This window comes from Kribbella sp. VKM Ac-2571 (assembly GCF_004362255.1).
GTDB lineage: Bacteria > Actinomycetota > Actinomycetes > Propionibacteriales > Kribbellaceae > Kribbella > Kribbella pratensis.
The window spans coordinates 165,727-189,016 of sequence record NZ_SNWS01000014.1 but is presented as its reverse complement, the minus strand read 5'-3'; the positions used below and the strand labels follow the sequence as shown (position 1 = coordinate 189,016).

The window sequence follows — 23,290 nt, the reverse complement described above, 5'->3', positions numbered from 1 at the left end:
TCGGATGGCGACGGCCCTGTCGCGGGAGGACGTCGTACGGCGGTCCGGCGAGCGTACGACGTACCGCTTCGGTTCACCGCTGCGGAAGTCGCAACGGGTCGCCGGGTACCTGTTCGTGCTGCCGACGTTCGCGCTGTTCCTGGCGTTCGTGCTGTGGCCGATCCTCTACACGGCCTACCTGAGCCTGACCTCGTGGGGCGGGTTCGGGGCGCCGCGGTTCGTGAACTTCGACAACTACAGCCGGATGCTGCACGACCCGGTGGCGCGCCGGGCGTTGATCGTCACGCTGGTGCTGACCGGGGTGACGACGGCGATCCTGACGTTCCTCGGCCTGGTCACGGCGGTGCTGGTGAACGTGATCTGGCCGAAGGTCGGTGTCGTCGTCCGGACGATCCTGTTCATTCCCGGGATCGTGTCCTTCGTCGTGTCGGCGGTGCTGTGGAAGCTGATCTACGACCCGAACATCGGCACGCTCAACCGGTTGCTCGGGGCAATCGGTCTGGAGAGCCTGCAGCACCCGTGGCTGGCCGACCACAAGACCGTGCTGCCCGCGATCATCGTGGTCACGGTCTGGGGCGGCCTCGGGTTCACCATGCTGATCTACTTCGCCGGTCTGCAGAGCATCGACCCCAACCTCTACGAGGCCGCGGCCATGGACGGGGCGAACACGGTCCAGCAGTTCCGCCACATCACGGTCCCGAGTCTGCGGATCGTGACCGGTCTGATCGTCAGCCTCGGGTTGCTCAACGGGTTCAAGGCGTTCGACGTGATCTTCGTGATGACGGGCGGCGGGCCGAACCACGGCAGCGAAGTCCTCGGGACCTATCTCTACTCGCTGGCCTTCGGTACGACGTCCGGCTCGATCCCGCAACTGGGCTACGCCAGCGCGTTCAGCGTGGTGACGATGGTGCTCTGCACCCTCGCGGTGATCGCGCAGCTCTGGCTGACCCGGAGGGCGGACCGATGAGGAAATCGGCTTTCGGAAAGTCGTTCGCGACGTTCGTACTGTTTCCGTTCTGTGTCCTGATGGCATTTCCGTTCGGGTGGATGCTGCTCACCTCGCTGCGGGAGCAGAACACGATTTTCAACGGCCCGATCATCCCGCGGAAGTTCACCGGTGCGGCGTACCACGAGGCCTGGACATCGATCGAGTTTCCCTTGCACTTCTGGAACAGCGTGTGGATCACGTCGGTGACCGTGATCGGGGTGCTGGTCTTCGCGACGCTCAGCGGGTACGCATTCGCGAAACTGGATTTCCCGTTTCGGAACACGTTGTTCGTGCTGCTGCTGACCACTTTGATGATGCCGTCGACAGCGCTGATCGTCCCGCTCTACCTCGAGCTCAAGTCGTTCGGGCTGCTGGACAGTCAAGTCGGTCTGCTGGTGCTGTACATCTCCGGATCGGCGCCGTTCGCGATGTTCCTGATGCGGGCGTTCTTCCAGACGTTGCCCGACGAGCTGATCGAGGCCGCGCGGGTCGACGGCGGCAGTGAGCTGACGATCTTCCGGCGGGTGATCCTGCCGCTCACGAAACCCGCGATCGCGACCGTGGTGATCTTCCAGTTCCTGTCCACCTGGAACGAGTTCCTGATCGCCAACACCGTGCTGCGGAACACCGACTCGCTCCCGCTGCAGCCCGTGCTGTTCACGTTGATGGGTCAGTACTCCACGAACTGGCCGGCCCTCACCGCCGGCCTCACGTTGTCCGTCGTACCGGTCGTGATCGTCTACGTCCGGATGCAGCGGCAGTTCGTCGCCGGGATGACGCTCGGCGCCGTCAAGAACTAGAGGAGGTCGGATGCCGATCAAGAACGTCGTGGTCAACTGCGTCGATGTCGAGCGCTCCGTCGAGTACTACACGAGGTTTCTCGAGCTCGAGGTGGTCGGAGAGGTCTCGCCGGAACGCGCCGTACTCGACGCGGTGACCGCGACCGTCGAGTTACGGGCCGTAGGCAACGGCCGGGAGCAGAGCACCTGGTCCCCGGACGACCTGCAGAAGGGTTTCCGGCACCTCGGCTTCAAGGTCGATCGTCTGGACGAGCGGGCGGAGGCGCTGAAGACCGGCGGGGTCGAGTTCAAGCTGGACCCGCTCGACGCCGAGGGCGAGGTCCGGATCTGCTTCTTCTACGACCCGGACGGCACGCTGCTCGAGATGATCCAGGGCGATCTGCAGTACGCCGAGATCATGGACGCCGACGGGGTGGCGCGGGAACGGGCACTCGGCGTACCGCCACGCCCGCGGTTCGACCACATCGCGATCACCATCGAGGACCGCGACGCCACGGCCGCGCACTACCACGAGCACCACGGCTTCGACTTCATCGGAACCATCAAGCAGCCGCACGACAGCCGCGGGTTCCACATCGGCTACCTCAAGGGCGGCGACACCGTCCTCGAGGTCTTCACCTACGACGTCCCCAAGACGTCCCGCGACCCACAGCTCGACGTCGCCGGATTCGCGTACGCCGAACTCGCGGGCGACGACGTACCGGATCTGCCGGTGCTGGTCGCGCCCGATGAGACGAAGGTCTATGTCGACCCCGACGGGTTCGCGTACGCCGTAGGCTCCGGCGCATGACTGAAAACTGGCTCCGCCCGCTCGGCTCGACAGGCCTGACCGTCTCCGCCGTCTGCGCCGGCGGCAGCGGGATCGCCGGCATGCCCGCCGTCTTCGGGTACGACGTCACGCCCCAGGAAGCGGTCGACCTGGTACTGCGCGTGTTCGACAGCCCTCTCACCTGGATCGACACCTCCAACGGGTACGGCGACGGCTCCAGCGAGACCCGGATCGGCCAGGCGATCCGGGAGTACGGCGGACTGCCCGAAGGATTCCTGGTCGCGACGAAGGTCGACGCGAAGGACGGCGACTACTCCGGCGCGCGCGTCCGGGCTAGCGTTGCCGAGAGCAAGGAGCGGCTCGGGCTGGACGAGCTGCCGCTGGTCCACCTGCACGACCCCGAAGCCCACGACTTCGAGTCGATGCGCGACGCCGTCGACACCCTCATGCAACTGCGAGCCGACGGGGAGATCGGGCATGTCGGCCTGGCGGGCGGCGACACCCGCGAGCTGTCCCGGTACCTCGATCTCGGCGGGTTCGAAGTACTGCTCGTGCACAACCGCTGGAGCCTGGTCGACCACTCGGCCGGCGGCATCTTCCAGCGGGCCCGCGCGGAGGGCATCGCGGTGGTGAACGCGGCGGTCTACGGCGGCGGGATCCTCGCGAACCCGGCCGGCGCGACGAAGTACGCCTACCGCGAGGCGCCGGCCGCGGTCCTGCAGGCCGTGGCGGAGATGGACAAGGCATGCCGCGACTACGGCATCGACCTCGCGACGGCCGCGCTCCGGCACTCGATCGACGACCCGGACATCGCCGGGACGGTCGTCGGCATCACCAAGCCGGCCCGCGTCGACGCGCTCCTCGCTGCCCGGGATGCGGACCTGCCGGAGGAACTGCTTAACCGGTTAGGTAGCCTGCTTCCCGACAAGCAGTACTGGGTCGAGAAGGAGACGACGTGACCAACGGCTTCCCGAGCGGGTTCACCTGGGGCGCGGCGACCGCGTCGTACCAGGTCGAGGGTGCGGTCTCCGCGGACGGCCGCGGCCCGAGTATCTGGGACACGTTCGCCCGCACTCCGGGACGGATCGCGGACGGCACCACCGGCGACGTGGCCGTTGAGCACTACGTCCGGTTCGCCGACGACGTCCGGCTGCTGGCGGACCTCGGGCTGAACGCGTACCGGTTCTCGATCGCCTGGCCGCGGATCGTGCCGGCCGGCTCGGGTACGACGAACCAGGCCGGGCTCGACTTCTACCGGCGGCTCGCCGAGACGTGCCTGGAGAACGGCGTCACGCCGTACGCGACGCTGTATCACTGGGACCTGCCCCAGCCGCTCGAGGACGCCGGCGGCTGGCTGGTGCGCGACACCGCCGAGCGTTTCCGCGACTACGCCGCCGTCACCCACGACGCACTGTCGGACGTGGTCAAGCACTGGATGACGCTGAACGAGCCGTGGTGCTCGGCGTTCCTCGGGTACGGCAACGGTGAGCACGCGCCGGGCCGGACCGAAGGCGCCGATGCGCTGAAGGCGGTGCACCACCTGCTGCTCGGACACGGTCTGGCGCTCGACGCGATCCGGTCCGAGGGCGGGACCTACGGCATCGCGCTCAACCCGGCGCCGATCCACGCCGCCTCCGACTCCCCCGCCGACCGCGACGCCGCGCGCCGGATCGACGGCCTGCGGAACCGTTTGTTCCTGGAGCCGTTGCTGTCCGGGCAGTACCCGGCGGACGTCCTGGAAGACACCGGGATGTCGGAGTGGTTCGAGGCCCAGGAGGCCGACCTGCCGCTGATCGGGGCTCCACTCGACTTCATGGGCGTCAACTACTACTGCCCGACCACGGTGGCGGCACCGGACGGGCCGATCTCGTCGCCGGTCGCGTCCACCCAACCCGGCAGCGAGAACGTCGTTGCCGTCGACACCGGTCTCCCCAAGACGCAGATGGGCTGGCCGATCCAGGCGACCGGTCTGCGCGACATCCTGGTCACGATCAACAAGCTCGCGCCCGAGCTGCCGTTGTACGTGACGGAGAACGGTTCGGCGTACCCGGACTTCGTGACTGCGGACGGGACGGTCGAGGACGACGAGCGGCTCGACTATCTGCAGCAGCACGTCGCCGTCTGCCAGGAGCTGGTCACCGAGGGCGTCCCGCTGAAGGGGTACTTCGCCTGGTCGCTGCTCGACAACTTCGAGTGGGCCTGGGGGTACAGCCGCCGCTTCGGCATCGTGTACGTCGACTACGCGACGCAGACGCGCATCGTGAAGAAGAGCGGCCGCTGGCTGCAGAACTTCCTCACGAGCGCGCGTTATGATGGGGAGTGAGTTGGCTGTGCAGGACGAGTGAGGCGGCGCCCAGCGCCGCCGCGCTCGGCCCGAGCTTGGAGAGCTCCACGCGGGTCGGATGCATCGCGCGGACGAAGGACAGCCGGTTGAGTTCCTGCGACGCGATGCGCATGTAGATGTCGCCGGCCTCGCTGAAACCGGGGCCGGCGAGGATGATCTGGTCCAGATCCAGAAGGTTGGTGATCGAGAGCAACGCCTTCGCGAGGTACGTCGCGGACTCCTCGATCAGCTCCACGCACCGCGGATCGCCGCTGGCGGCCAGGCGCGCGATCTTGGCGAAGTCCGCCCGTACGGACGTCTGACGGCCGCGCAGACCGAGTTCGTCGACCAGCGTCGCGTCCTGTTCGGCGCGCGCGACCACCGCCGCCGGAGCAGCGAGGCTCTCCAGGCACCCTTGCCCGCCGCACCAGCACATCGGCCCGTTGACGTCGAGCACCATGTGGCCGATCTCGCCGACGTTCGACGACGAGCCGCGGTACACATCGCCGTTGGTCACCAGGCCGAGCCCGAAGCCGGCCGCCAGGTAGACGGTCGCGAAGTCGTTCACCGACGGGATCTTCCCCGCCCAGAACTCGCCGATCGCGGCGCAGGTCGAGTCGTTCTCCACCACGATCGGGTGGTCGATGGCCTCCTTCAGCGTGTCCCGCACCGCGAACGGCTCCCACGCGTACTTCGCCGAGTCCGTCCGCAGCAGCCGCGTCCCGCCGCGGCCCTGCCGGCCGGCCAGTGCGACGCCGACCCCGACCAGCGTCGACGGCTCGATCTCCGCCTTCACGATCAGGTCCTCGAGCTCGGCCGTGATCCGCTTGACGGCGGTCGCCGGCGCATCCTTCCCGATCCCCCGCGACGACAACTGCTCGATCACCCGGCCGCTCATGTCGGTGACGACGTACGTCGTACTCGGGGTGTCGACCGCGATACCGACCGCGTGCCGCGCGCGGGGGTTGAACTGCAGCAGCGTGGCGCGTTTGCCGCCGGTCGGGTCGCCGTACCCGGTCTCGATGATCAGGCCGTCGGCGAGCAACCGCTTGACCACCCGGGAGATCGACGCGCCGGTCAGGCCGGAGCGGTCGGCGAGGTCGACGCGGGTCACCGTGCCGCTGGAACGGATCAGGTCGAGGATCGCGCTGTGCGTCTCCTGCGCGGTCGCACCTCTGAGCATCTTCGCCACGTCACCCTCCCTCGGGCGGCACTTTAGTACACAACGTAAGGAAGTGGCAGAGGTTGACCTCAATCATGGTTGAGGTCCTAGCGTGAGCGGCGTGAAAGCAATCAGACTGCACGCATTCGGTCCGGCGGAGAACCTGGTGTACGAGGAGGTCCCGGACCCTGCCCCCGACCGCGGCACGGTGCTGGTCGAGGTCGAGGCCGCGGGCGTCCATCTCGTCGACACGATGATCCGTGCGGGCGCCACCGGCGGCAGCCCGATCCCCGTCCCGGAACTGCCGACGATCCCGGGGCGCGAGGTCGCGGGCCGGGTCAGCGCGGCCGGACCGGACGTCGACCCGACGTGGATCGGCAAGCGCGTCGTGGTCCATCTGGGCATGGTGCCAGGCGGGTACGCCGAACGCGCGGTGGCGAAGGCCGAGTCGCTGTACGAACTTCCCGATCATGTCGACGCCGCCCAGGCAGTCGCCGCGATCGGCACCGGGCGTACGGCGGCCGGCATCCTGCGGCAGGCGCATCTCACCGCGGACGACGTCGTACTGATCACCTCAGCGGCGGGCGGGATCGGCAGCTTTCTGATCCAGTCGGCGCGCAACGCCGGCGCGATCGCCATCGGGCTGGCGGGCGGTCCTGCCAAGGTCGAGACGGTCCGCTCGCTCGGTGCGCAGTACGCGATCGACTACCGCGACCCGGAGTGGACTGCGCAACTGAAGGCCGAGTTGGGCGACCGGGAAATCACGCTGCTCTTCGACGGGGTCGGCGGCCCCAACGGTCAGCAGGCGTTCGACCTGCTCGGCGTCGGCGGCCGCGCCCTCATGTTCGGCTGGTCGGGCGGCGGCCCCATCGAATTCACCCACGAGGACCTGATGGCCCGCGGACTCACGGTCGGCTGGGCCATCGGCGCCAAACTCACCCGCCACCTCCGAGCCCTCGAAGCAGCCGCCCTGGAAGAAACGATGTCCGGCCGCTGGAAGGCGCTCACCACCCCATTCCCCCTCTCCGAGGCAGCCGCCGCCCACCAAGCCCTCGAAACCCGAGCCACCACCGGAAAGGTCGTCCTCATCCCCTAAGCCCCGGGTTGGGGAGGGTTTCCTGCCCCATCCGGGACGAAACCCTCCCCAACGTCCCTCAGCCACCCGTGAAGTGCAGCACCACATCAACCCCATGACGTCTCACCTTCGGGTGGGAGTCAGGGGGTGCGGGGGGCGTACATGATGATGAGGACACCGAGGAGGCAGATGGTGGCGCCGATGAGGTCGTACCGGTCGGGTTTGAAGCGGTCCACCACGACGCCCCAGGTGAGGGAGCCGGCGACGAAGATTCCGCCGTAGGCGGCGAGGATTCGGCCGAAGTGGGGGTCGGGCTGGAAGGTGGCGACGAAGCCGTAGGCGCCGAGGGCAACTATTCCGCCGGCGATCCACAGGAGGCCGCGGTTCTCGCGCCAGCCTTGCCAGATGAGCCAGGCTCCCCCGATCTCGGCGAGAGCCGCCAGCAGGAACAGTACGACGGACTTCAGCACGGTCACTGAGCGATCTCCGAAAAGGGCAGCGGGCAGTCGGGGTTGCCGGCGCAGGTCTCGAGATCGTCGCAGCCGGCGGCAATGCCGGCGCGGAGCCTCTCCGCGATGACGGTCAGGTCGGCGATCTTGGCTTCCACGTCGGCCAGCTTCTCGCGTGCGCGCGCCTGGAGCCCGGCTCCCTCGCCGACCGCGTGCCGATGCCTCGCAGCGTCGAGCAGCTCGGAGATCTCGGCGAGGGTGAATCCGAGCCGCTGCGCCGCTTTGATCACTCGCAACGTGGTGACGGCCTCGGTCGGGTACAACCGGTGCCCGCCGAGGCTTCGGACCGGCTCGTCGAGCAGTCCGCGGCGTTCGTAGTACCGCAGCGTCTGGAGGTTCACGCCGGCCGCGGCGGCGACTTCCGCAGGTCTCACCGCGGCAGCCGTTCGCTCAACCCGTCGAGTACGGCGGCGTACGCGGGCGGCACGTCCACGCGGACCCGAACCTGATTGCGGGGGGCCTCGGTGATCGTGAAGTCGAAGAAGGAGCAGCACTCGGTCTCGCGCGCGGTCAGCTCGATGACCGTCGCGCGGGACTCACTGGAGAGCACAAGATCCAGCGTGTGCGGGCCGACACGGTCGGCGCTGCGGAGATGGTCGGCGAACAGTTGGTCGAACTCGGCCAGCCGCAGCGGCTGCTCAGCGGTCGGCAGTCTGCAAGCAACCGGAACCCAATGGTCGTCCATGCATCGACGGTAAACCCGTACCTCGGTACCAGATGCAACTACGAGCTGAACCGACCTCTACCCGCGGGATGGAGGCGACAGCTAGGGCTGATCGGTCCAGGTGAGTAGATAGGCGACCGCGCCGAAGCGGATGTGGTCGCCGGGGCGGACGCGGACCGGGGTGGTGATTCGGAGGCCGTTGACCTCGGTGCCGTTCAGTGAACCGAGGTCGCGGACCATCCACCCGTCGTCGACGTACCGGAGCTCGGCGTGGCACCGAGACACCGACTCGTCGGCCATCCGGAGGGTCGCGCCCGGACCGCGCCCGATCCGGACGGTCGGTGAGCCCGGAGCCGGCAGCGCAAGACCCGGCGGCGGCGCGACCGGAGTGCTCCGCTTGACCGTCGGCCCGGGCAAGCTGCCCAGACGTTCGAAGAAGGGGTCGAACCGCGCTAGAAAGCCACCCTGAGCTGTCCGGCCCCCGGCTCCGGTCGCCCGCAGCCGCGGAAGTCTGGACCAGACATCGCGCATCCAACGGATACGGCGGGATTCATCCCGCGGGAGGTCACGGATCGCGTCAGCGAGTTCGCCGCGGCTCTGGGCGCGGAGTACGAAGTTCATCCGGCGGATGAAGGTGTCGTGCGACAACCGCCCCGAGCCGGCGCCGTCGCGAAGGATCGCCAGCGCACGGTCGCGTTCGGCGTCCGACGGACGCGCCCACTCCACCCCGACCGTACTCATGGGGGCATTGTCCGTGGCGGTCCGGTTCACTGTCCACCACGGGACCGTGACAGGAGGTTCCTGGTGACTGTCCGCGCCGTGGGACACAATGACGGGATGCGACTGCCTGTGATGCCACCGGTCAAGCCGATGCTCGCCAAACCGGTCAAGGAGATCCCGCGCGGGGACCTGTCCTACGAGCCGAAGTGGGACGGGTTCCGGTCGATCATCTTCCGCGACGGCGACGAGGTGGAGATCGGCAGCCGGAACGAGAAGCCGATGACGCGGTACTTCCCCGAGCTGGTCGAGGCGGTGAAGGCGAATCTTCCGGAGCGCTGCGCGATCGACGGCGAGATCATCGTGATCGGAGAGTCCGGCGACCGGCTCGATTTCGAGGTCCTGCAGCAGCGGATCCACCCGGCCGCGAGCCGCGTGAACATGCTGTCCGAGAAGACCCCGGCCCGGTTCGTCGCGTTCGACCTGCTGGCGCTCGGTGACGACGACTACACCGAGCGCCCGTTCAGCGAACGCCGTACGGCGCTGATCGACGCGCTCGCACACGTGAAGGCGCCGATCCACGTCACCCCCGCGACCGCCGACCACGACACGGCCGCGCAATGGTTCCAGCAGTTCGAGGGCGCCGGCCTCGACGGGCTGATCGCCAAACCTTTGGCCGGGACGTACCAGCCGGACAAGCGGGTGATGTTCAAGATCAAGCCGGAGCGTACGGCGGACTGCGTGGTGGCGGGCTACCGCCTGCACAAGAGCGGCCCGGACCGGATCGGCTCGCTGCTGCTCGGGCTGTACAACGACGACGGCACGCTGGCGAGCGTCGGCGTGATCGGCGCCTTCCCGATGGAGCGCCGCAAGGAGCTGTTCGAGGAGATGCAGCCCCTCGTCACCACCTTCGACGAGCACCCGTGGGCGTGGGCGAAGCAGGAGGAAGGCGTCCGTACGCCGCGCAACGCCGAGGGCAGCCGGTGGCAGGCAGGCAAGGACCTGTCCTTCATCCCTCTGCGCCCCGAACTGGTCGTCGAGGTCCGCTACGACCACATGGAAGGCATCCGCTTCCGGCACACCGCGCAGTTCGTCCGCTGGCGTCCGGACCGCACTCCCGAATCCTGCACGTACGAGCAGTTGGAGGAGCCGATCAAGTTCGACCTGGCCGACGTACTGTCGAGCGCCCAACGCTGATGCTCTACAGGCTCTACAGGCTCTACACGCGCCTGCTCCAGCGCCAGCTCACCGGATTGCCGACGCCGCGACACGTCGCGATCGCGATGGACGGCAACCGTCGTTGGGCCCGCGCCGCGGGGTACGACGACGTCCGCATCGGTCACCGCTTCGGCGCCGAACACCTCGAGCTGTTCCTGCAGTGGTGCTCGGACGCCGGGATCCGCTGCGTCACAGCCTGGGTGGCTTCACCGAGCAACCTGGCCAAGCGCGACGCAGCCCAGGTCGACTACCTCATGGAGCTGGTCGAGAGCGTGCTGGCCGACCACGTACGCCGTGACCACCGCTGGCGGCTGCACGTCGCGGGCCAGCTGGACCTGTTGCCTGATTCGACGGCTCGCGCGCTGAAGGAAGCAGTCGAGTTGAGCCGCGAGCGCGACGCCGGTGATCTGACGCTCGCGATCGGGTATTCGGGCCGGCTCGAGGTGGTCGACGCCGTACGGTCCGTGCTCGACGACGCGGCGGCGGAAGGGCGCTCGCTGGATGAGGTCGCGGACAGGCTGACCGAGGAAGAGATCGGCCGGCACCTGTACGTGCCCGGCCTGCCTGACCCGGATCTGGTCATCCGGACCAGCGGCGAGCTGCGGATGTCGGACTTCCTGCTCTGGCAGGCGACCCGCTCGGACATCGAGTTCTGCGACCTCTACTGGCCGGCGTTCCGCGAGGTGGACCTGCTGCGGGCGCTCCGCACGTACGGACGGCGGAGACTGGAACGATCCAGTTGAATACTTCGCGCCGCTGAAGAGGCATCATGGGGGCATACCGACTGGTAAGCACGGAGGTGGCACGATGTACGACGTCGTACTGCTCGTCGAACAGGAACTGTCCGAGCCCGACGCGAAGCGCGTCGTCGAACTCCACCAGGACATGCCCGATCCGGTCAGGTACCACGTGCTGGTGCCCTGCCACAACGCGGAGGCCGGCGTCGAGGCCTCGATCAGCGCCCTCGGAACCGCGGACCTCTACGGACCGGGCCTGGCCGGTCAGCGGCAGGACCTCGCCGAGGCCCAGAAGGCGATCGACACCGAGGCCAAGGGTTGCAGCGGGCGAAGCGTCCAGCGGCTGCGCGATCTCGGACAGCTCGCCGAAGGTGGCATCACGCACGACCGGCCGATCGACGCACTGGTCGCAACCGTGCAGCACGTCCACGGCCAGGAGGTCATCATCCTGACGCGGCCGCACATCGTGGCGGAGTTCTTCCACCTCGACTGGACCAACTCGGCCCGCCGGCACCTCGGCGTACCGGTGCTCCACCTGCTGGAGTACGACTCGAAGCCGGCCGCGGCCAAGTAGTACCGATCGCCAAAACCGGGTGCGAGCCACTCGGACCCGCTCTACCCTCCGGGCATGGATCTTCGCGAAGAACGTCGGAGCGACCGACAGGCCGTGCGGGATGTTCACCTGCAGGCGTTCGGTGACCACGGGCCTGTGGTGGCCGACCTGGCCGACACGCTGCGGGACACGATCGCACCTGAGGGCGGCCTCTCGCTGGTCGCCGAGCATGACGGGCAGGTGGTCGGCCACGTCATGTTCACCCGCAGTCTTCTCGATGCGGAGCGTCGGCTCGTCGATGTCCAGGTCCTCAGTCCCTTGGGCGTGCTGCCCGAGTTCCATCGACGCGGCATCGGCTCGGCCCTGGTCCGGCGCGGTTTGGAGGTCCTCGCCGAGCGGGATGTACCGCTCGTCTTTCTGGAGGGAGATCCGGGTTTCTACTCACGGCTTGGCTTCGAGCCGGCCGGCGGCTTAGGTTTCCGAAAGCCGTCCCTGCGGATCCCGGACGGCGCCTTCCAGGTCATCCGGTTCCCGGCGCATGAACCATGGATGACGGGCACCCTCGTCTATGCGGAGGCGTTCTGGCGGCACGACTCGGTCGGACTCCGCACGGCTTAGTGGTGGAGCATAGCCGCGTACGTGACGCCGGCGGCCAGGCTGGCGATGAGTAGCGACAGCGTGGTGCGGATCGCGCGCTCACCCGTCCGGCCGTAGTGACGGCCATCCTCGGAGTGGTACGCGACCTTGAAGCCGGCGTACCCGGCTGCGAGGACGAGACCCAGTTTGATCATCAGACACCTGCCGCTGTACCGGACTCGTTGAACTGCGTGTGGTACAGATCAGCGTACTCGCCCCCGGCCGCGAGCAGTTGCTCGTGCGTGCCGCGGTCGACGATGTTGCCGTGATCAACCACCAGGATCAGGTCCGCGTTCCGCACCGTCGACAGCCGGTGCGCGATCACCAGCGATGTACGGCCTTCCAGCGCGGTGTCCAGCGCCCGCTGGACGGCGACCTCGGACTCCGAGTCGAGATGCGCCGTCGCCTCGTCCAGTACGACGATCTTCGGGGCCTTCAGCAACAACCGGGCAATCGCGAGTCGTTGCCGCTCACCACCCGACAGCCGGTGACCGCGATCGCCGACCACCGTGTCCAGCCCGTCCGGCAGCGCTGACACCAACTCCCAGATCTGCGCGGCTCGCAGCGCGGCGACCATCTCGTCCTCGGTCGCGTCGGGCTTCGCGTAGCCGAGGTTCGCACGGATCGTGTCGTGGAACATGTGCGCGTCCTGCGTGACGTACCCGATCGTGTCGTGCAGGGACTGCAGGGTCACGTCGCGGACGTCCTGACCGCCGACGCGCACCGCTCCCCCGGTCACGTCGTACAGCCGGGCGACCAGGTTCGTGATGGTCGTCTTGCCGGCCCCGGACGGGCCGACCAGCGCAACCATCTGCCCGGGCCGTACGACGAAACTCACGTCCTCCAGCACCTGCGCCGAGACGCGCTTGTCCAGGACCGCGACGGACTCGAGGCTGGCCAGCGAGACCTGCTCGGCCGTCGGGTACGAGAACGCGACATGCTCGAACTCGACACTCGCCGCGTCGGCCGGCAGATCCGCCGCGTCCGGGGCGTCCTGGATCATCGGTTCGAGGTCGAGCACCTCGAAGACCCGCTCGAACGACACCAGCGCCGTCATCACGTCGACGCGGACGTTGGAGAGCGCGGTCAGCGGACCGTACAGCCGGCCGAGCAGGGCGACGAGCGCGAGCAGCGTGCCGATGGTCAACGTCTGGCGGACGGCCAGGTTGCCGCCCACGCCGTACACCAAGGCTGTTGCCAGCGCGGCGACCAAGGTCAGCGCGGTGAAGAACACGCGGCCGAGCATCGCGATCCGGATGCCCAGGTCGCGGACCCGACCCGCCCGCTCGCCGAAGTCGGCGTTCTCGAGGTGCGGCTGGCCGAACAGCGTGACCAGGAGCGCTCCCCCGACGCTGAAGCGCTCGGTCATCGAGGTGGACATCTCGGCGTTCAGGTTCATCTGCTCCCGCGTCATCGCGGCCAGGCGGCGGCCGAGGACCCGCGCGGGAATCAGGAAGACCGGCAGCATCAGGATCGCGACCACGGTCAACTGCCAACTCAGCGCGAGCATCGCGCCGACGACCAGAATCAGGCTGATGACGTTCGAGACGACACCGGACAGCGTCGAGGTGAAGGCCTGCTGGGCGCCGATCACGTCGTTGTTGAGCCGCGAGACCAGCGCACCGGTCTGGGTCCGGGTGAAGAACGCGACCGGCATCCGCTGCACGTGCGCGAACACCTTGGTCCGCAGGTCGAAGATCAGCCCTTCACCGATCCGCGCCGAGAACCAGCGCTGCACCAGGCCGAGCGCCGCCTCCACGACCGCGAGCAACGCGACCACCAGGGCCAGCGCGGTCACCAGGCCGGCATTCCCCTTCGAGATCCCGTCGTCGACGATCTTCTTGAACAGCAGCGGCGACGCGATCACCAGCACCGCCGAGACGATCACCAGCACCAGGAACGCCGTGATGTGCCAGCGGAACGGCCTCGCGAACCGGACGATCCGCCGCAGCGTCCCCTTGGCGAGCTTCTGCTCGAGGACCGACGAGTCCTGGCGCCGCCAGCCCATCGCGCCCATCCCTGGGCGCATCATTCCCGACATCCGGCTCCCTTTCTGTGGTGAACCTTCATAACACCTGGAGTGAGTCCGCGCTTCCCGCAACTTTTGGTTGCACATCGGCGAGACCTGGTCTAGAGTCACATGCAACCAAGGGTTGCGAAAGGACGGAAGCGATGACCAGGAGCATCGAGCGGGAGATCCGGGTGGAGGCTAGCCCAGAGGTGGTCTACGAGGTGATCAGCTCGCCGGAGCACCTGCGCGAGTGGTGGCCGGACGACGCCGACCTCGACGTGGCCCCCGGCGCGACCGGCACCGTCACGTTCCGGCGTACCGACGAGACCAAGATCGTGCCGCTCACGGTCGTGGAGGCCGACCCGCCGCGGCGCTTCTCCTTCCGCTGGGCGTACGACGACGAGCCCGTCACACCGGAGAACTCGCTGCTGGTCACCTTCGACCTGATCCCGGCCGGCAGCGGCACCCTGCTCCGGTTCGCCGAGACCGGGTACGACGAGGCTTCCAAGCCGGACGAGATGCTCGAGGACCACACCACCGGGTGGGACTACTTCCTCCCCCGGCTCGCGCCGTACGCCGAGCGGCAGGCGCAGCGGCCGTGATCGACGACGAGCTCTGGTCGGCGATCGGTGACCCGACCCGGCGGCGGATGCTCGACCTGCTGCTCGCGGGCGGCGGCGGTACGGCGACCAGTCTCAGCGACCAACTGCCCGTCACCCGGCAGGCAGTCGCGAAGCACCTCGGCGTACTCGACCGCGCCGGGCTGGTGCACTCCACGCCGTCCGGACGGGAACGCCGCTACACCGTGGACGAGGACCGCCTCGCCCACGCGATCAACCAGCTGACCGACGTCACCAGCGCCTGGGACCGGCGGCTGCAACGCATCACCCGCATCGCCGAGGCGATCGAAAAACACGAGAGGAAACTTCCATGAGCGACATCTTGCACCGCGTAGGCATCATTGCGTCCCCGGAGGACGTGTACGCCGCACTCACCACGATCGACGGTCTGGCCGGTTGGTGGACCGAGGACACGACCGGCGACCCCGACGGGGTGATCCAGTTCCGCTTCGCGGCCGCGGGCGGCGAGGGCTTCGACATGAAGGTCCTGGAGACGAAGCCCGGCGAGCTCGTCCGCTGGGAGGTCGTCGACGGTCCCCCGGAGTGGATCGGCACCCACATCCGCTTCGACCTCTCGCAGACCGACGAGTGGGCGATCGTGCTCTTCAAGCACGAGGGCTGGAAGGAGCCGGTCGAGTTCATGCACCACTGCAGCACCAAGTGGGCCAGCTTCCTGCTCAGCCTCAAGAAGTACGTCGAAACCGGCAAGGGCGACCCATCCCCGAACGACGTGGTGATCAGCAACTGGCCCTAGCACCTCAAGCCCCACGGTCGATCGGCTGGGCGCCGGACAAGTCAGCGGGATCTGACGATCCCGGTCCGGCGCCCAGCCGATCCGTGCCGGCGTCCGCCGCGGGTCAGTTGTAGCAGGGCTTGGCGAAATTGGCGTAGACGCCCACATACGGGGAGTCAGCGGAGTGGCTCAGGGGTGCGGGCGTGGTGTAGATCGTCCTGTGATCTTCATCCCGGAACACCGCGTGCAGGCCGCTGGACTGGTTGTTGATCCAGGAAGCGAAAATGTACGGGATCGCGTACTCCCGGCAGGCCGACATGTAGTGCATCGTGCCGCCGTACCCCTTGCCGGTAAAGGTACAAAGGCTCAGGTAGGGACACCGGTAGTAGGTGTCCCCGGCCGCCGTCAGATCGCGGACCCGGGCCTCACCGGGAAGCGGCAGTACCGTCCCGCCGCCGTCCCACTCGACCTTGTTGGCAGCGACTTGTCTGCCGCCCGTTGCCGCGATCTCGCGATCGACGTCGTTCTGCAGACTGCGGGCCTGCGCCGCGGACAGCCCCGCAGTCCGCGCCTGGTCCGCGAAGGGATCCTTCGTTCCGGCTGCTTGCGCCGGGCCGCCCACGCCGTACGCCAGGCCGACGACCCCCATCAGCGTCGCCATGATCAGGCTCAGTTTGCGCATGATTGAAGTTCTCTCTGGTAGGAGATTCGGTGACGACCCGATCCTGCCGGTGGACGGCTCAGCGGTCTGCCGCTGGCGAGAACTCGCCATGAGTGGCCCCCACCGCACCCGGCCGGGCATCATGGCCTGTGATGCGCGCACGTGAAGAGGCAGATACTTCAACCGACGCGCTGGTTGCTGCGCTCACCGAGGCCTTCGACCGATCAGCACACCGCACGCGTGCCGGTCTCGCGCCGTCCCCCAGACTGGTGAAGGGCTCTCGAAACTCCTTGTGGGACGTCATCAGTCGGCTCCGTGCGCAGGCTCGGCACGAGATTCTGAGCCTCGATGACACCGCATATCTCATCGCCCGCGGCGTACCGGACTCCATTCAGCGGCGCGGTCCGGCCACTCTGCGGGACGCCCTGGACAGGGGCGTGGCCGTCCGGCAGGTGACGTCGCGAGCCGGGCTACTGGCTGATCGCGAGCTCGGCGCCATCGTCTATCGGGCCGGCGGCAAGGCCCGGGTCGTGCCCAAGATCCCGGTCAAGTTGTCGGTTCTGGACCGGCGGGTCGTGGTCCGCGCTCTCGACTCCACGGTGCTGGCCGACGGCTTCCAGATCATGCACGACCCAGCCCTGGCCGCCAGACTCGTCGGGATCCATCGTGAGCTGTGGCGGGCCGGCACGGAGCCTGACGCGGACGCAGCCGGTCTGCCGCCGCACCTCAAGGCCGTGCTGCCCGCGCTCGCGTCGGGGCAACCGGACAACATTGCCGCCCGCTACCTGGGCATCTCGGCCCGCAGCTACAGCCGTCGTGTCTGCGAGCTACTGACGCTCTTGGGCGTGCAGACGCGCTTCCAGGCAGGAGCTGAGGCCGCACGACGGGGCTGGCTGTAGCGTCCGAAGACACCTGGCGACGGCTCGACAGAGTACTGTCACCCCTGACCGAGAGCGGCCAGGAGTTCCTTCAGGCGGCGGTCCTGGGCCTCGCGCTCGGCCCTGAGCTGGTCTTCGTACGTGCGGTCCGCGGCACCGAGGAGCAATGCCTTGGTCTCGCGGATCGCGCCGGGCAGCGGGCCGAGCAACGCGTCGGCCAGGTCCTTGACCGTCGCCTCCAGTTCGTCAGCCGGTACGACGATGTTCGCGAGGCCGAGCTCCTTCGCCTCCGCGGCCTCGACCCAGCGGCTCGTCGCGCAGATCTCCAGCGCCCGCGAGTACCCGACCAGCTCGACGAGCGGCTTCGTACCGCCGAGGTCCGGGACCAGCCCGAGTGACGGCTCGCGCATGCTGAAGCGGGCGTCGGGCGTGACGACCCGCAGGTCACAGGCCAAAGCCAGCTGGAAACCCGCGCCGACCGCATGGCCTTGCACCGCGGCGATGCTGACGATCTCGGGCCGCCGCAGCCAGGAGAACCCGGTCTGGAACTTCGCGATCAGCTCCAGGACCTCGTCGGTCGGCTTGGCGCCGAGGCTGAGCAGCGGCTCCTGGCCCAGATCGTTCTCGCCCATGATCAGCCGGCGGTCCAGACCGGCCGAGAACGACGGCCCCTCCCCCGACACGACCACCACGCGGACGTCGGACGGCAGCGCCGTACCGAAATCGGCCAGCGCACTCCACATCGCGGGCGTCTGGGCGTTGCGCACCTCCGGACGGTCGAGCACCACACGCGCGACCGGTCCGTCCACCGTCAACCGCAGTCCGAGATCCGTCATGGCCCGGATATTACTCGGAAGTAATCAGGCGAGCGAGATCAGGTCGGCGTACTCATTGGTCCAGAGGTCCTCGACGCCGTCGGGCAGCAGGACGACACGCTCGGGCTCGAGGGCCTCGACGGCGCCCTCGTCGTGGGTGACCAGGACGATCGCGCCCGTGTACGAGCGGATCGCGTTCAGCACCTCGGCGCGGGACGCCGGGTCCAGGTTGTTGGTCGGCTCGTCGAGGAGCAGGACGTTCGCCGCCGACACGACCAGCGTGGCGAGGGCGAGACGGGTCTTCTCGCCGCCGGACAGCACCTTGGCGGGCTTGTCCGCGTCGTCGCCGGTGAACAGGAACGAGCCGAGCACGCTGCGCGCCTGCGTCTCGTTCAGGTCCGGGGCGGCGGTCTTCATGTTCTCCAGGACCGTCCGGTTCACGTCCAGGGTCTCGTGCTCCTGGGCGTAGTACCCGAGCTTGAGGCCGTGGCCGTCGATCACCTCGCCGGTGTCGGCCTTCTCGATCCCGCCGAGGATCCGCAGCAGCGTGGTCTTGCCGGCGCCGTTCAGGCCGAGGACGACGACCCGCGAGCCCTTGTCGATCGCCAGGTCGACGTCGGTGAAGATCTCCAGCGAGCCGTACGACTTCGACAGCTCCCGCGCCATCAGCGGTGTCTTGCCGCACGGCGCCGGCGTCGGGAAGGAGATCTTCGCGACGCGGTCCTGCTTGCGCTCGTCCTCGAGCGAGGACATCAACCGCTCGGCCCGGCGCAGCATCTGCTGGGCCGCGGCCGCCTTGGTCGCCTTGGCGCGCATCTTGTTCGCCTGGTCGACCAGCTGGGTCGCCTTCTTCTCCGCATTCGCCCGCTCCCGCTTGCGGCGCCGCTCGTCGGTCTCCCGCTGGAGCAGGTACGCCTTCCAGCCGACGTTGTAGACGTCGATCTCGGCCCGGTTCGCGTCCAGGTGGAAGACTCGGGTGACGGTGTCCTGCAGCAGGTTCACGTCGTGGCTGATCATGATCACGCCACCGGCGTACGACTTGAGGAAGTCGCGCAGCCAGATGATCGAGTCGGCGTCCAGGTGGTTGGTCGGCTCGTCGAGCAGCAGCGTCTCGGCCTGCGCGAACAGGATCCGGGCCAGTTCGACCCGGCGGCGCTGACCACCCGACAGCGTCGACAGCGGCTGGCCGAGAACGCGGTCCGGGAGGCCGAGGTTGGCGGCGATCCGGGCCGCCTCGGACTCGGCGGCGTACCCGCCGGCGGCGTGCAGCTCCGCCTCGGCCCGCTCGTAGCGCCGCATGCCCTTGGCGCGGGTCTTCTCGTCCGCACTCGCCATCGACTTCTCGGCGGAGCGCAACCGCCGTACGACGTCGTCCAGGCCGCGCGCGGACAGGATCCGGTCCCGGGCCAGTACGTCGAGATCGCCGGTGCGCGGGTCCTGCGGCAGGTAGCCGATCTCGCCCGACGACGTCACCGAACCGCTCGCGGGCAGCCCTTCACCGGCGAGGATCTTGGTCAGCGTCGTCTTGCCGGCGCCGTTGCGGCCGACCAGCCCGACCTTGTCGCCGGGGCCGACCCGGAACGAGGCGGGCGCGAGTAACTGACGGGCACCGACGCGAACCTCGAGATTGGAAACGGTGATCATCGGGGGTTGCAGGCGTCCTTACGCTGGGATACGGGGCTGAGCTCTGGGCGGCAGGGCGGTGTCGTGGCACGCCGGAATCCCCGCTCTCAGGACTAGTGTAGGTGGCGTGAAATTCAATCCGGATGCGGATCTCGACACCAGCGGCGTCGAGGACACCCGCGGTAGTGGTGGCGGCGGCCGCAGCGGCCTCCCCGGCGGGATGATCCCGGTCGGCGGCGGCATCGGCGGCATCATCCTGCTCGTCGTTATCCTGCTGCTGACCGGCGGCCTGCCAGGCGGAGGTGGCAGCGACGAACCGGTCACGCAGAACACGGCAGCCGGCAACCTGGGCTCCTGCAAGAAGGGCACCGACCTGCAGTCGAACTCGGACTGCCGGTTCGTGTTCTACCAGAACTCGATCGAGAGCTTCTGGGCCGCGGAGCTCCCCCGGCGCGGCAAGAAGTACACCCGCGCGCCGCTGCGGGTCTTCGACGGCTCGGTGAACACCGGCTGCGGCCCGGCGACCAGTGCGGTCGGCCCGTTCTACTGCCCGCCGGACAAGCGGGTGTACCTGGACATCGGGTTCTTCGAGACGCTGCAGAACGACCTGGGCGCCCGCGGCGGCGAGTTCGCCGAGGCGTACGTCGTGGCGCACGAGTACGGCCACCACATCCAGAACCTGTACGGCATCCTCGACCGGATCAAGACCCGTAACGGCCCGGCATCCGACTCGGTCCGCTCCGAGCTCCAGGCCGACTGTCTCGCCGGGATCTGGACCAACCACGCGACCACGGTCCCGAACTCGAGCGGCCAACCGCTCATCACCGAGCTCACCGAGGACGACATCGCCCGCGGCCTCGACGCCGCCGCCTCGGTCGGCGACGACCGCATCCAGTCGAAGACCCAGGGCCAGGTCACCCCCGAAAGCTTCAGCCACGGCACCGCCGAACAACGCATGAAGTGGTTCAAAGCCGGCATGGACTCCGGCGACATGACGGCGTGCGACACCTGGTCCGCCGACTCTCTCTGAATATCCAGCTCTCCTGTCCGGTGGTGATCATCCCGCTCCGGGCTCGTGCGACAGGTCCTGGTGGGTCGGCACCCGCTATTGCCTGTCCCCAGTCACCAGCGCCTGTCCCCACTCCCCGCCGTCGCCCCGCCGGTCGGCCGCCCCGCCGGTCGGCCACCCCACCCGTCGGCAGACGACGGGTTGTCCTCTCGGGTTGGGGGTTTTCTACTGATACACGAGGGGACAACCCTGCACGCGAGCTGATGACCCCGGCTGTCTTGATGCATGTGTGGGTTGGATGGAGCTGATCCGGCGCCCCTCGAGCGAAGGTGGCCCAGGTGCCGGTGTGCACCTGCCGTTTCCGGGGGCTGGTCTCCCCTGTCCCGGACGAAACGCTCCCCAAACCGGTTTGGGAAGCGACAGCAGCCAGGGGTCTGCCGCGGGGGTCGTGGTCAGCTCAACAGGTAGAGCACCGGCGAGACACCGTACGCACGACCACAATCACGCTCAGGTGCACTACCCAGCCACTCGACACGTCCTGTCGAGAATGCACACCCAGCCGTTCACCACCCGCCCCGGCACATCAACCACCCACACATCATTAACAAGAGCCGAAATCCGCGCCGAGGCTGGTCAGGCCGCGGTATGGTCCGGCGCACGGTCGGGGCGGAAGCCGGAGCACAGGAGGTCGAGTGTCTCGATCGAGTCGGTCGCGTCCGCGTACCCGTGTTGTTCGATGACGTGCCAGTTCTCGCCGATGCCGAAGGGCGCGGGGCGCAGGCGAATGCGCCACGAGAGGTGGAGCCGTCCGCCGATCTCGCCCACGGTGGCGTCCACGAGCTCGAAGTCGTCGGCGCCGCCGAACCATGATTTGAACGTGTCGGTGACCCTCTCTGGTCCCTCGCAGTGGGTTGGACCGGGAGGCAGCAGCGCTCGGAAGCGAACGGTCGGCCCCAGCGTGGTGGCCATTCTCTCGTAGTCGCGAATGGCGAGCGTCTCGAGGAAGATGCCGCCGACCGACCACCGGGCCGGCGGGTTGCCTTCCGGCGTTCGGGTGTCGACCTTCGTGCGGGTGTCAGACATGGGGTCCTCCAGGTTGATGGTCGTGCTGCCGACGGTAGGGCGGATCGACACCGTGGCCGTCGGGTGTTCACCTGACAAATCAGCGAAAGCAGCAGCTGCGAGCGCACGGCTCGTACTCTGTGACCGTGGAAGCGGGTGAAAGGGACTCGGGCCTCCGGCTGACGGAGCTGCTGGCTGCGTTCTCGCTGGCGACTGACCTGGGAATGGGTCAGCCGATGGAGCATGTGCTCCGGTCGTGGGCCATCGCGGCGCGTCTGGGCGATCATCTCGACGTCGAGCCGGAGGAACGCGCGGCGCTGTACTACGTCGCGACGCTCGCCTGGGTCGGGTGCGTGGCGGATACGCCCGAGGTCGCCACGTGGTTCGGGGACGACATCGCCTTCCGAAGCGACAGCTACCAGGTTGATTTCGCCGGGTTGCCCCTCTTGGGGTTCATGCTTCGCCACGTCGGGACCGGCAGCCCGGCACTCCAACGGCTCCGGCTGTCCGCCAATCTTGTGGTCACCGGGGGCAAGGGAATTCAGCGGGGCCTGATGTCGCACTGCCTGACGACGGCGCAGATGGCTGAGCGTCTCGGCCTCGGCGCAGATGTCTGCGGCCCGTTGCAGCAGATGTTCACGCGGTGGGACGGCCAGGGTGTTCCCAACGATGTCTGTGGCGACGCGATCGCGTTCTCGATGCGCCTGTTCCACCTCGCCGACACCGTTGAGGTGTTCCACCGCGCCGAAGGAGTCGACGCCGCCGTTGCAGTTGCCCGCGCCCGGCGCGGCACGCATTTCGACCCGACGATCGTCGACGCCTTCTGCGCGGTGGCTCCTGAGGTGCTCGGTGACACCGCAATCGAGCCCGACTGGAACCTCGTCCTTACCCATGAACCCGGCCTGCAGACACGCCTGACCGAACGTGAGCTCGACACTGCGCTCGAAGCCATGGCGGACTTCACCGACCTCCGATCGCCATCGCGAGCCGGTCACTCGCGTGCGGTCGCTGAGCTCGCCGCCCGAGCGGCGGCCGACATCGGTCTCGCACGGCCGGCAGTCGTGGCCCTGCGCCGCGCCGGGCTGCTGCACGACATCGGCCTGCACGGGATACCAGCGACGATCCTCGACAAGCCAGGGGCCCTGTCGCCGTCGGAGTCCGAGCGCCTGCGGATGCACACCTACTACACCGAGCGGATGCTCAGCCGCCCGCCGGCACTCGCCCGGATCGGCGCCGTCGCGTCACTGGCCCAGGAGCGATGCGACGGCTCGGGGTACCACCGGGGCCTGTCCGGCCCCGCCATCCCGGTCACCGGACGGCTGCTCGCCGCGGCCTGCGCCTACCGTGCCATGACCGAGCCACGCTCGTACCGTCCGGCGATGACTGCGAAGCAGGCCGCAGCCGAACTTCACGCCGAGGTTCGGGCAGGCAGACTCGACGTGGACGCCGTCGATTCTGTGCTCGCAGCAGCCGGACAGCGCCAGGGCAGGCGGCGTGCCGGACCAGCCGGGCTCACCCCCCGTGAGATCGAGGTGCTCCAGCTCATCGCCCGCGGTGCATCCACCCGGCGAGTCGCCGAGGGCCTCCACATCACCTCGAAGACAGCGGAAACCCACATCGAGCGGATCTACGCCAAGACCGGAGCCTCCACCCGCTCGACGATCACGTTGTTCGCCATGAAGAACGGGCTCCTCGACAGTTTCGAACCGCTCGATCCGTAGGGAGAA

27 protein-coding genes are annotated in these 23,290 nt (G+C 68.3%); 16 read left to right on the top strand and 11 right to left on the bottom strand.

Annotated features, from left to right (window positions below; all coding sequences use genetic code 11):
- Positions 1-4: 4 nt before the first annotated feature.
- Genes EV651_RS28530 through EV651_RS28510 form a run of 5 tightly spaced genes read left to right on the top strand, consistent with a single transcriptional unit; the run spans position 5 to position 4,880 of the window.
- The gene (locus EV651_RS28530) at positions 5-967 is read left to right on the top strand and encodes a carbohydrate ABC transporter permease (protein ID WP_133788333.1); all 963 of its coding nucleotides are present in this window, start codon (positions 5-7) and stop codon (positions 965-967) included.
- The gene (locus EV651_RS28525; RefSeq protein ID WP_133788332.1) at positions 964-1,788 is read left to right on the top strand and encodes a carbohydrate ABC transporter permease; all 825 of its coding nucleotides are present in this window, start codon (positions 964-966) and stop codon (positions 1,786-1,788) included. The genes EV651_RS28530 and EV651_RS28525 overlap by 4 nt, the downstream gene beginning before the upstream one ends.
- Positions 1,789-1,798: 10 nt before the next feature.
- Entirely contained in the window at positions 1,799-2,578 is a 780-nt protein-coding gene (locus EV651_RS28520) for a VOC family protein (protein ID WP_133788331.1), read from the top strand.
- The gene (locus EV651_RS28515; RefSeq protein ID WP_133788330.1) at positions 2,575-3,516 is read left to right on the top strand and encodes an aldo/keto reductase; all 942 of its coding nucleotides are present in this window, start codon (positions 2,575-2,577) and stop codon (positions 3,514-3,516) included. The genes EV651_RS28520 and EV651_RS28515 overlap by 4 nt, the downstream gene beginning before the upstream one ends.
- Positions 3,513-4,880: a GH1 family beta-glucosidase gene (locus EV651_RS28510; RefSeq protein ID WP_133788329.1), complete on the top strand. Its 1,368-nt coding sequence runs from the start codon at positions 3,513-3,515 to the stop codon at positions 4,878-4,880. Before EV651_RS28515 ends, EV651_RS28510 begins: the two co-directional genes overlap by 4 nt.
- Here the strand turns inward: EV651_RS28510 and EV651_RS28505 are convergent.
- Positions 4,852-6,063, bottom strand: coding sequence for an ROK family transcriptional regulator (locus tag EV651_RS28505; RefSeq protein WP_133788428.1), 1,212 nt, complete (start codon positions 6,061-6,063; stop codon positions 4,852-4,854). The two genes, EV651_RS28510 and EV651_RS28505, sit on opposite strands and share 29 nt — an antisense overlap.
- A gap of 100 nt (positions 6,064-6,163) precedes the next feature.
- On the opposite strand from EV651_RS28505, the gene EV651_RS28500 reads away from it, so the two are divergent.
- Positions 6,164-7,138, top strand: a complete 975-nt coding sequence (locus tag EV651_RS28500; RefSeq protein WP_133788328.1) for a zinc-binding dehydrogenase — start codon at positions 6,164-6,166, stop codon at positions 7,136-7,138.
- Positions 7,139-7,257: 119 nt separating this feature from the next.
- Here the strand turns inward: EV651_RS28500 and EV651_RS28495 are convergent, their stop codons facing one another.
- The 4 genes from EV651_RS28495 to EV651_RS28480 form a co-directional block, all read right to left on the bottom strand.
- Positions 7,258-7,593 (bottom strand): YnfA family protein, encoded by a 336-nt coding sequence (locus tag EV651_RS28495; protein ID WP_133788327.1) that lies wholly within the window; start codon positions 7,591-7,593, stop codon positions 7,258-7,260.
- Positions 7,590-8,000 (bottom strand): MerR family transcriptional regulator, encoded by a 411-nt coding sequence (locus EV651_RS28490; protein WP_133788326.1) that lies wholly within the window; start codon positions 7,998-8,000, stop codon positions 7,590-7,592. The genes EV651_RS28495 and EV651_RS28490 overlap by 4 nt, the downstream gene beginning before the upstream one ends.
- Positions 7,997-8,311, bottom strand: a complete 315-nt coding sequence (locus tag EV651_RS28485; RefSeq protein ID WP_133788325.1) for a hypothetical protein — start codon at positions 8,309-8,311, stop codon at positions 7,997-7,999. Before EV651_RS28485 ends, EV651_RS28490 begins: the two co-directional genes overlap by 4 nt.
- A gap of 81 nt (positions 8,312-8,392) precedes the next feature.
- Positions 8,393-9,031 carry a DUF1707 and FHA domain-containing protein gene (locus tag EV651_RS28480; protein ID WP_133788324.1) on the bottom strand — a complete coding sequence of 213 codons (639 nt, stop codon included), beginning with the start codon at positions 9,029-9,031 and terminating at the stop codon, positions 8,393-8,395.
- 96 nt (positions 9,032-9,127) lie between these two features.
- On the opposite strand from EV651_RS28480, the gene EV651_RS28475 reads away from it, so the two are divergent.
- From EV651_RS28475 to EV651_RS28460, 4 genes are all read left to right on the top strand, one after another.
- On the top strand, positions 9,128-10,204 hold the full coding sequence (locus EV651_RS28475; protein ID WP_133788323.1) for an ATP-dependent DNA ligase: 1,077 nt from the start codon (positions 9,128-9,130) through the stop codon (positions 10,202-10,204).
- Positions 10,204-10,968: a polyprenyl diphosphate synthase gene (gene uppS, locus EV651_RS28470; RefSeq protein WP_133788322.1), complete on the top strand. Its 765-nt coding sequence runs from the start codon at positions 10,204-10,206 to the stop codon at positions 10,966-10,968. The genes EV651_RS28475 and uppS overlap by 1 nt, the downstream gene beginning before the upstream one ends.
- A gap of 64 nt (positions 10,969-11,032) precedes the next feature.
- A complete protein-coding gene (locus EV651_RS28465) occupies positions 11,033-11,536 on the top strand; it encodes a hypothetical protein (RefSeq protein WP_133788321.1) in 504 nt (167 codons plus the stop codon).
- Positions 11,537-11,590: 54 nt separating this feature from the next.
- Positions 11,591-12,133: a GNAT family N-acetyltransferase gene (locus EV651_RS28460; protein WP_133788320.1), complete on the top strand. Its 543-nt coding sequence runs from the start codon at positions 11,591-11,593 to the stop codon at positions 12,131-12,133.
- Here the strand turns inward: EV651_RS28460 and EV651_RS41585 are convergent.
- Positions 12,130-12,306 carry a hypothetical protein gene (locus tag EV651_RS41585; RefSeq protein WP_166658823.1) on the bottom strand — a complete coding sequence of 59 codons (177 nt, stop codon included), beginning with the start codon at positions 12,304-12,306 and terminating at the stop codon, positions 12,130-12,132. The genes EV651_RS28460 and EV651_RS41585 overlap by 4 nt on opposite strands.
- Complete coding sequence (locus EV651_RS28455; protein ID WP_202870543.1) at positions 12,306-14,192, bottom strand: ABC transporter ATP-binding protein; 1,887 nt, start codon at positions 14,190-14,192, stop codon at positions 12,306-12,308. Before EV651_RS28455 ends, EV651_RS41585 begins: the two co-directional genes overlap by 1 nt.
- Positions 14,193-14,323: 131 nt before the next feature.
- On the opposite strand from EV651_RS28455, the gene EV651_RS28450 reads away from it, so the two are divergent.
- From EV651_RS28450 to EV651_RS28440, 3 genes are read left to right on the top strand one after another with little or no spacing between them, the layout of a single operon-like run.
- A complete protein-coding gene (locus tag EV651_RS28450; RefSeq protein ID WP_133788319.1) occupies positions 14,324-14,764 on the top strand; it encodes an SRPBCC family protein in 441 nt (146 codons plus the stop codon).
- A complete protein-coding gene (locus EV651_RS28445) occupies positions 14,761-15,096 on the top strand; it encodes a metalloregulator ArsR/SmtB family transcription factor (protein ID WP_238157249.1) in 336 nt (111 codons plus the stop codon). The genes EV651_RS28450 and EV651_RS28445 overlap by 4 nt, the downstream gene beginning before the upstream one ends.
- Positions 15,093-15,536, top strand: coding sequence for an SRPBCC domain-containing protein (locus EV651_RS28440; protein ID WP_133788318.1), 444 nt, complete (start codon positions 15,093-15,095; stop codon positions 15,534-15,536). The genes EV651_RS28445 and EV651_RS28440 overlap by 4 nt, the downstream gene beginning before the upstream one ends.
- A gap of 103 nt (positions 15,537-15,639) precedes the next feature.
- Here EV651_RS28440 and EV651_RS28435 read toward each other — a convergent pair whose 3' ends face one another.
- Positions 15,640-16,197: a hypothetical protein gene (locus EV651_RS28435; protein ID WP_133788317.1), complete on the bottom strand. Its 558-nt coding sequence runs from the start codon at positions 16,195-16,197 to the stop codon at positions 15,640-15,642.
- 131 nt (positions 16,198-16,328) lie between these two features.
- Here EV651_RS28435 and EV651_RS28430 point away from each other — a divergent pair, with 131 nt between their 5' ends.
- Positions 16,329-17,075: a response regulator transcription factor gene (locus tag EV651_RS28430; RefSeq protein ID WP_133788316.1), complete on the top strand. Its 747-nt coding sequence runs from the start codon at positions 16,329-16,331 to the stop codon at positions 17,073-17,075.
- 38 nt (positions 17,076-17,113) lie between these two features.
- On the opposite strand, the gene EV651_RS28425 is transcribed toward EV651_RS28430, so the two are convergent.
- Together EV651_RS28425 and EV651_RS28420 are read right to left on the bottom strand one after the other, a co-directional pair.
- Positions 17,114-17,890 (bottom strand): enoyl-CoA hydratase/isomerase family protein, encoded by a 777-nt coding sequence (locus EV651_RS28425; protein WP_133788315.1) that lies wholly within the window; start codon positions 17,888-17,890, stop codon positions 17,114-17,116.
- A 24-nt stretch (positions 17,891-17,914) separates the two neighbouring features.
- On the bottom strand, positions 17,915-19,513 hold the full coding sequence (locus tag EV651_RS28420) for an ABC-F family ATP-binding cassette domain-containing protein (protein ID WP_133788314.1): 1,599 nt from the start codon (positions 19,511-19,513) through the stop codon (positions 17,915-17,917).
- Between the two features lie 106 nt (positions 19,514-19,619).
- On the opposite strand from EV651_RS28420, the gene EV651_RS28415 reads away from it, so the two are divergent.
- Entirely contained in the window at positions 19,620-20,522 is a 903-nt protein-coding gene (locus EV651_RS28415) for a neutral zinc metallopeptidase (protein WP_133788313.1), read from the top strand.
- A 612-nt stretch (positions 20,523-21,134) separates the two neighbouring features.
- On the opposite strand, the gene EV651_RS28410 is transcribed toward EV651_RS28415, so the two are convergent.
- Positions 21,135-21,584, bottom strand: coding sequence for a hypothetical protein (locus tag EV651_RS28410; protein ID WP_133788312.1), 450 nt, complete (start codon positions 21,582-21,584; stop codon positions 21,135-21,137).
- Between the two features lie 125 nt (positions 21,585-21,709).
- Here EV651_RS28410 and EV651_RS28405 point away from each other — a divergent pair, with 125 nt between their 5' ends.
- A complete protein-coding gene (locus EV651_RS28405) occupies positions 21,710-23,284 on the top strand; it encodes an HD domain-containing phosphohydrolase (protein WP_238157248.1) in 1,575 nt (524 codons plus the stop codon).
- The last annotated feature ends 6 nt before the right edge of the window (positions 23,285-23,290 follow it).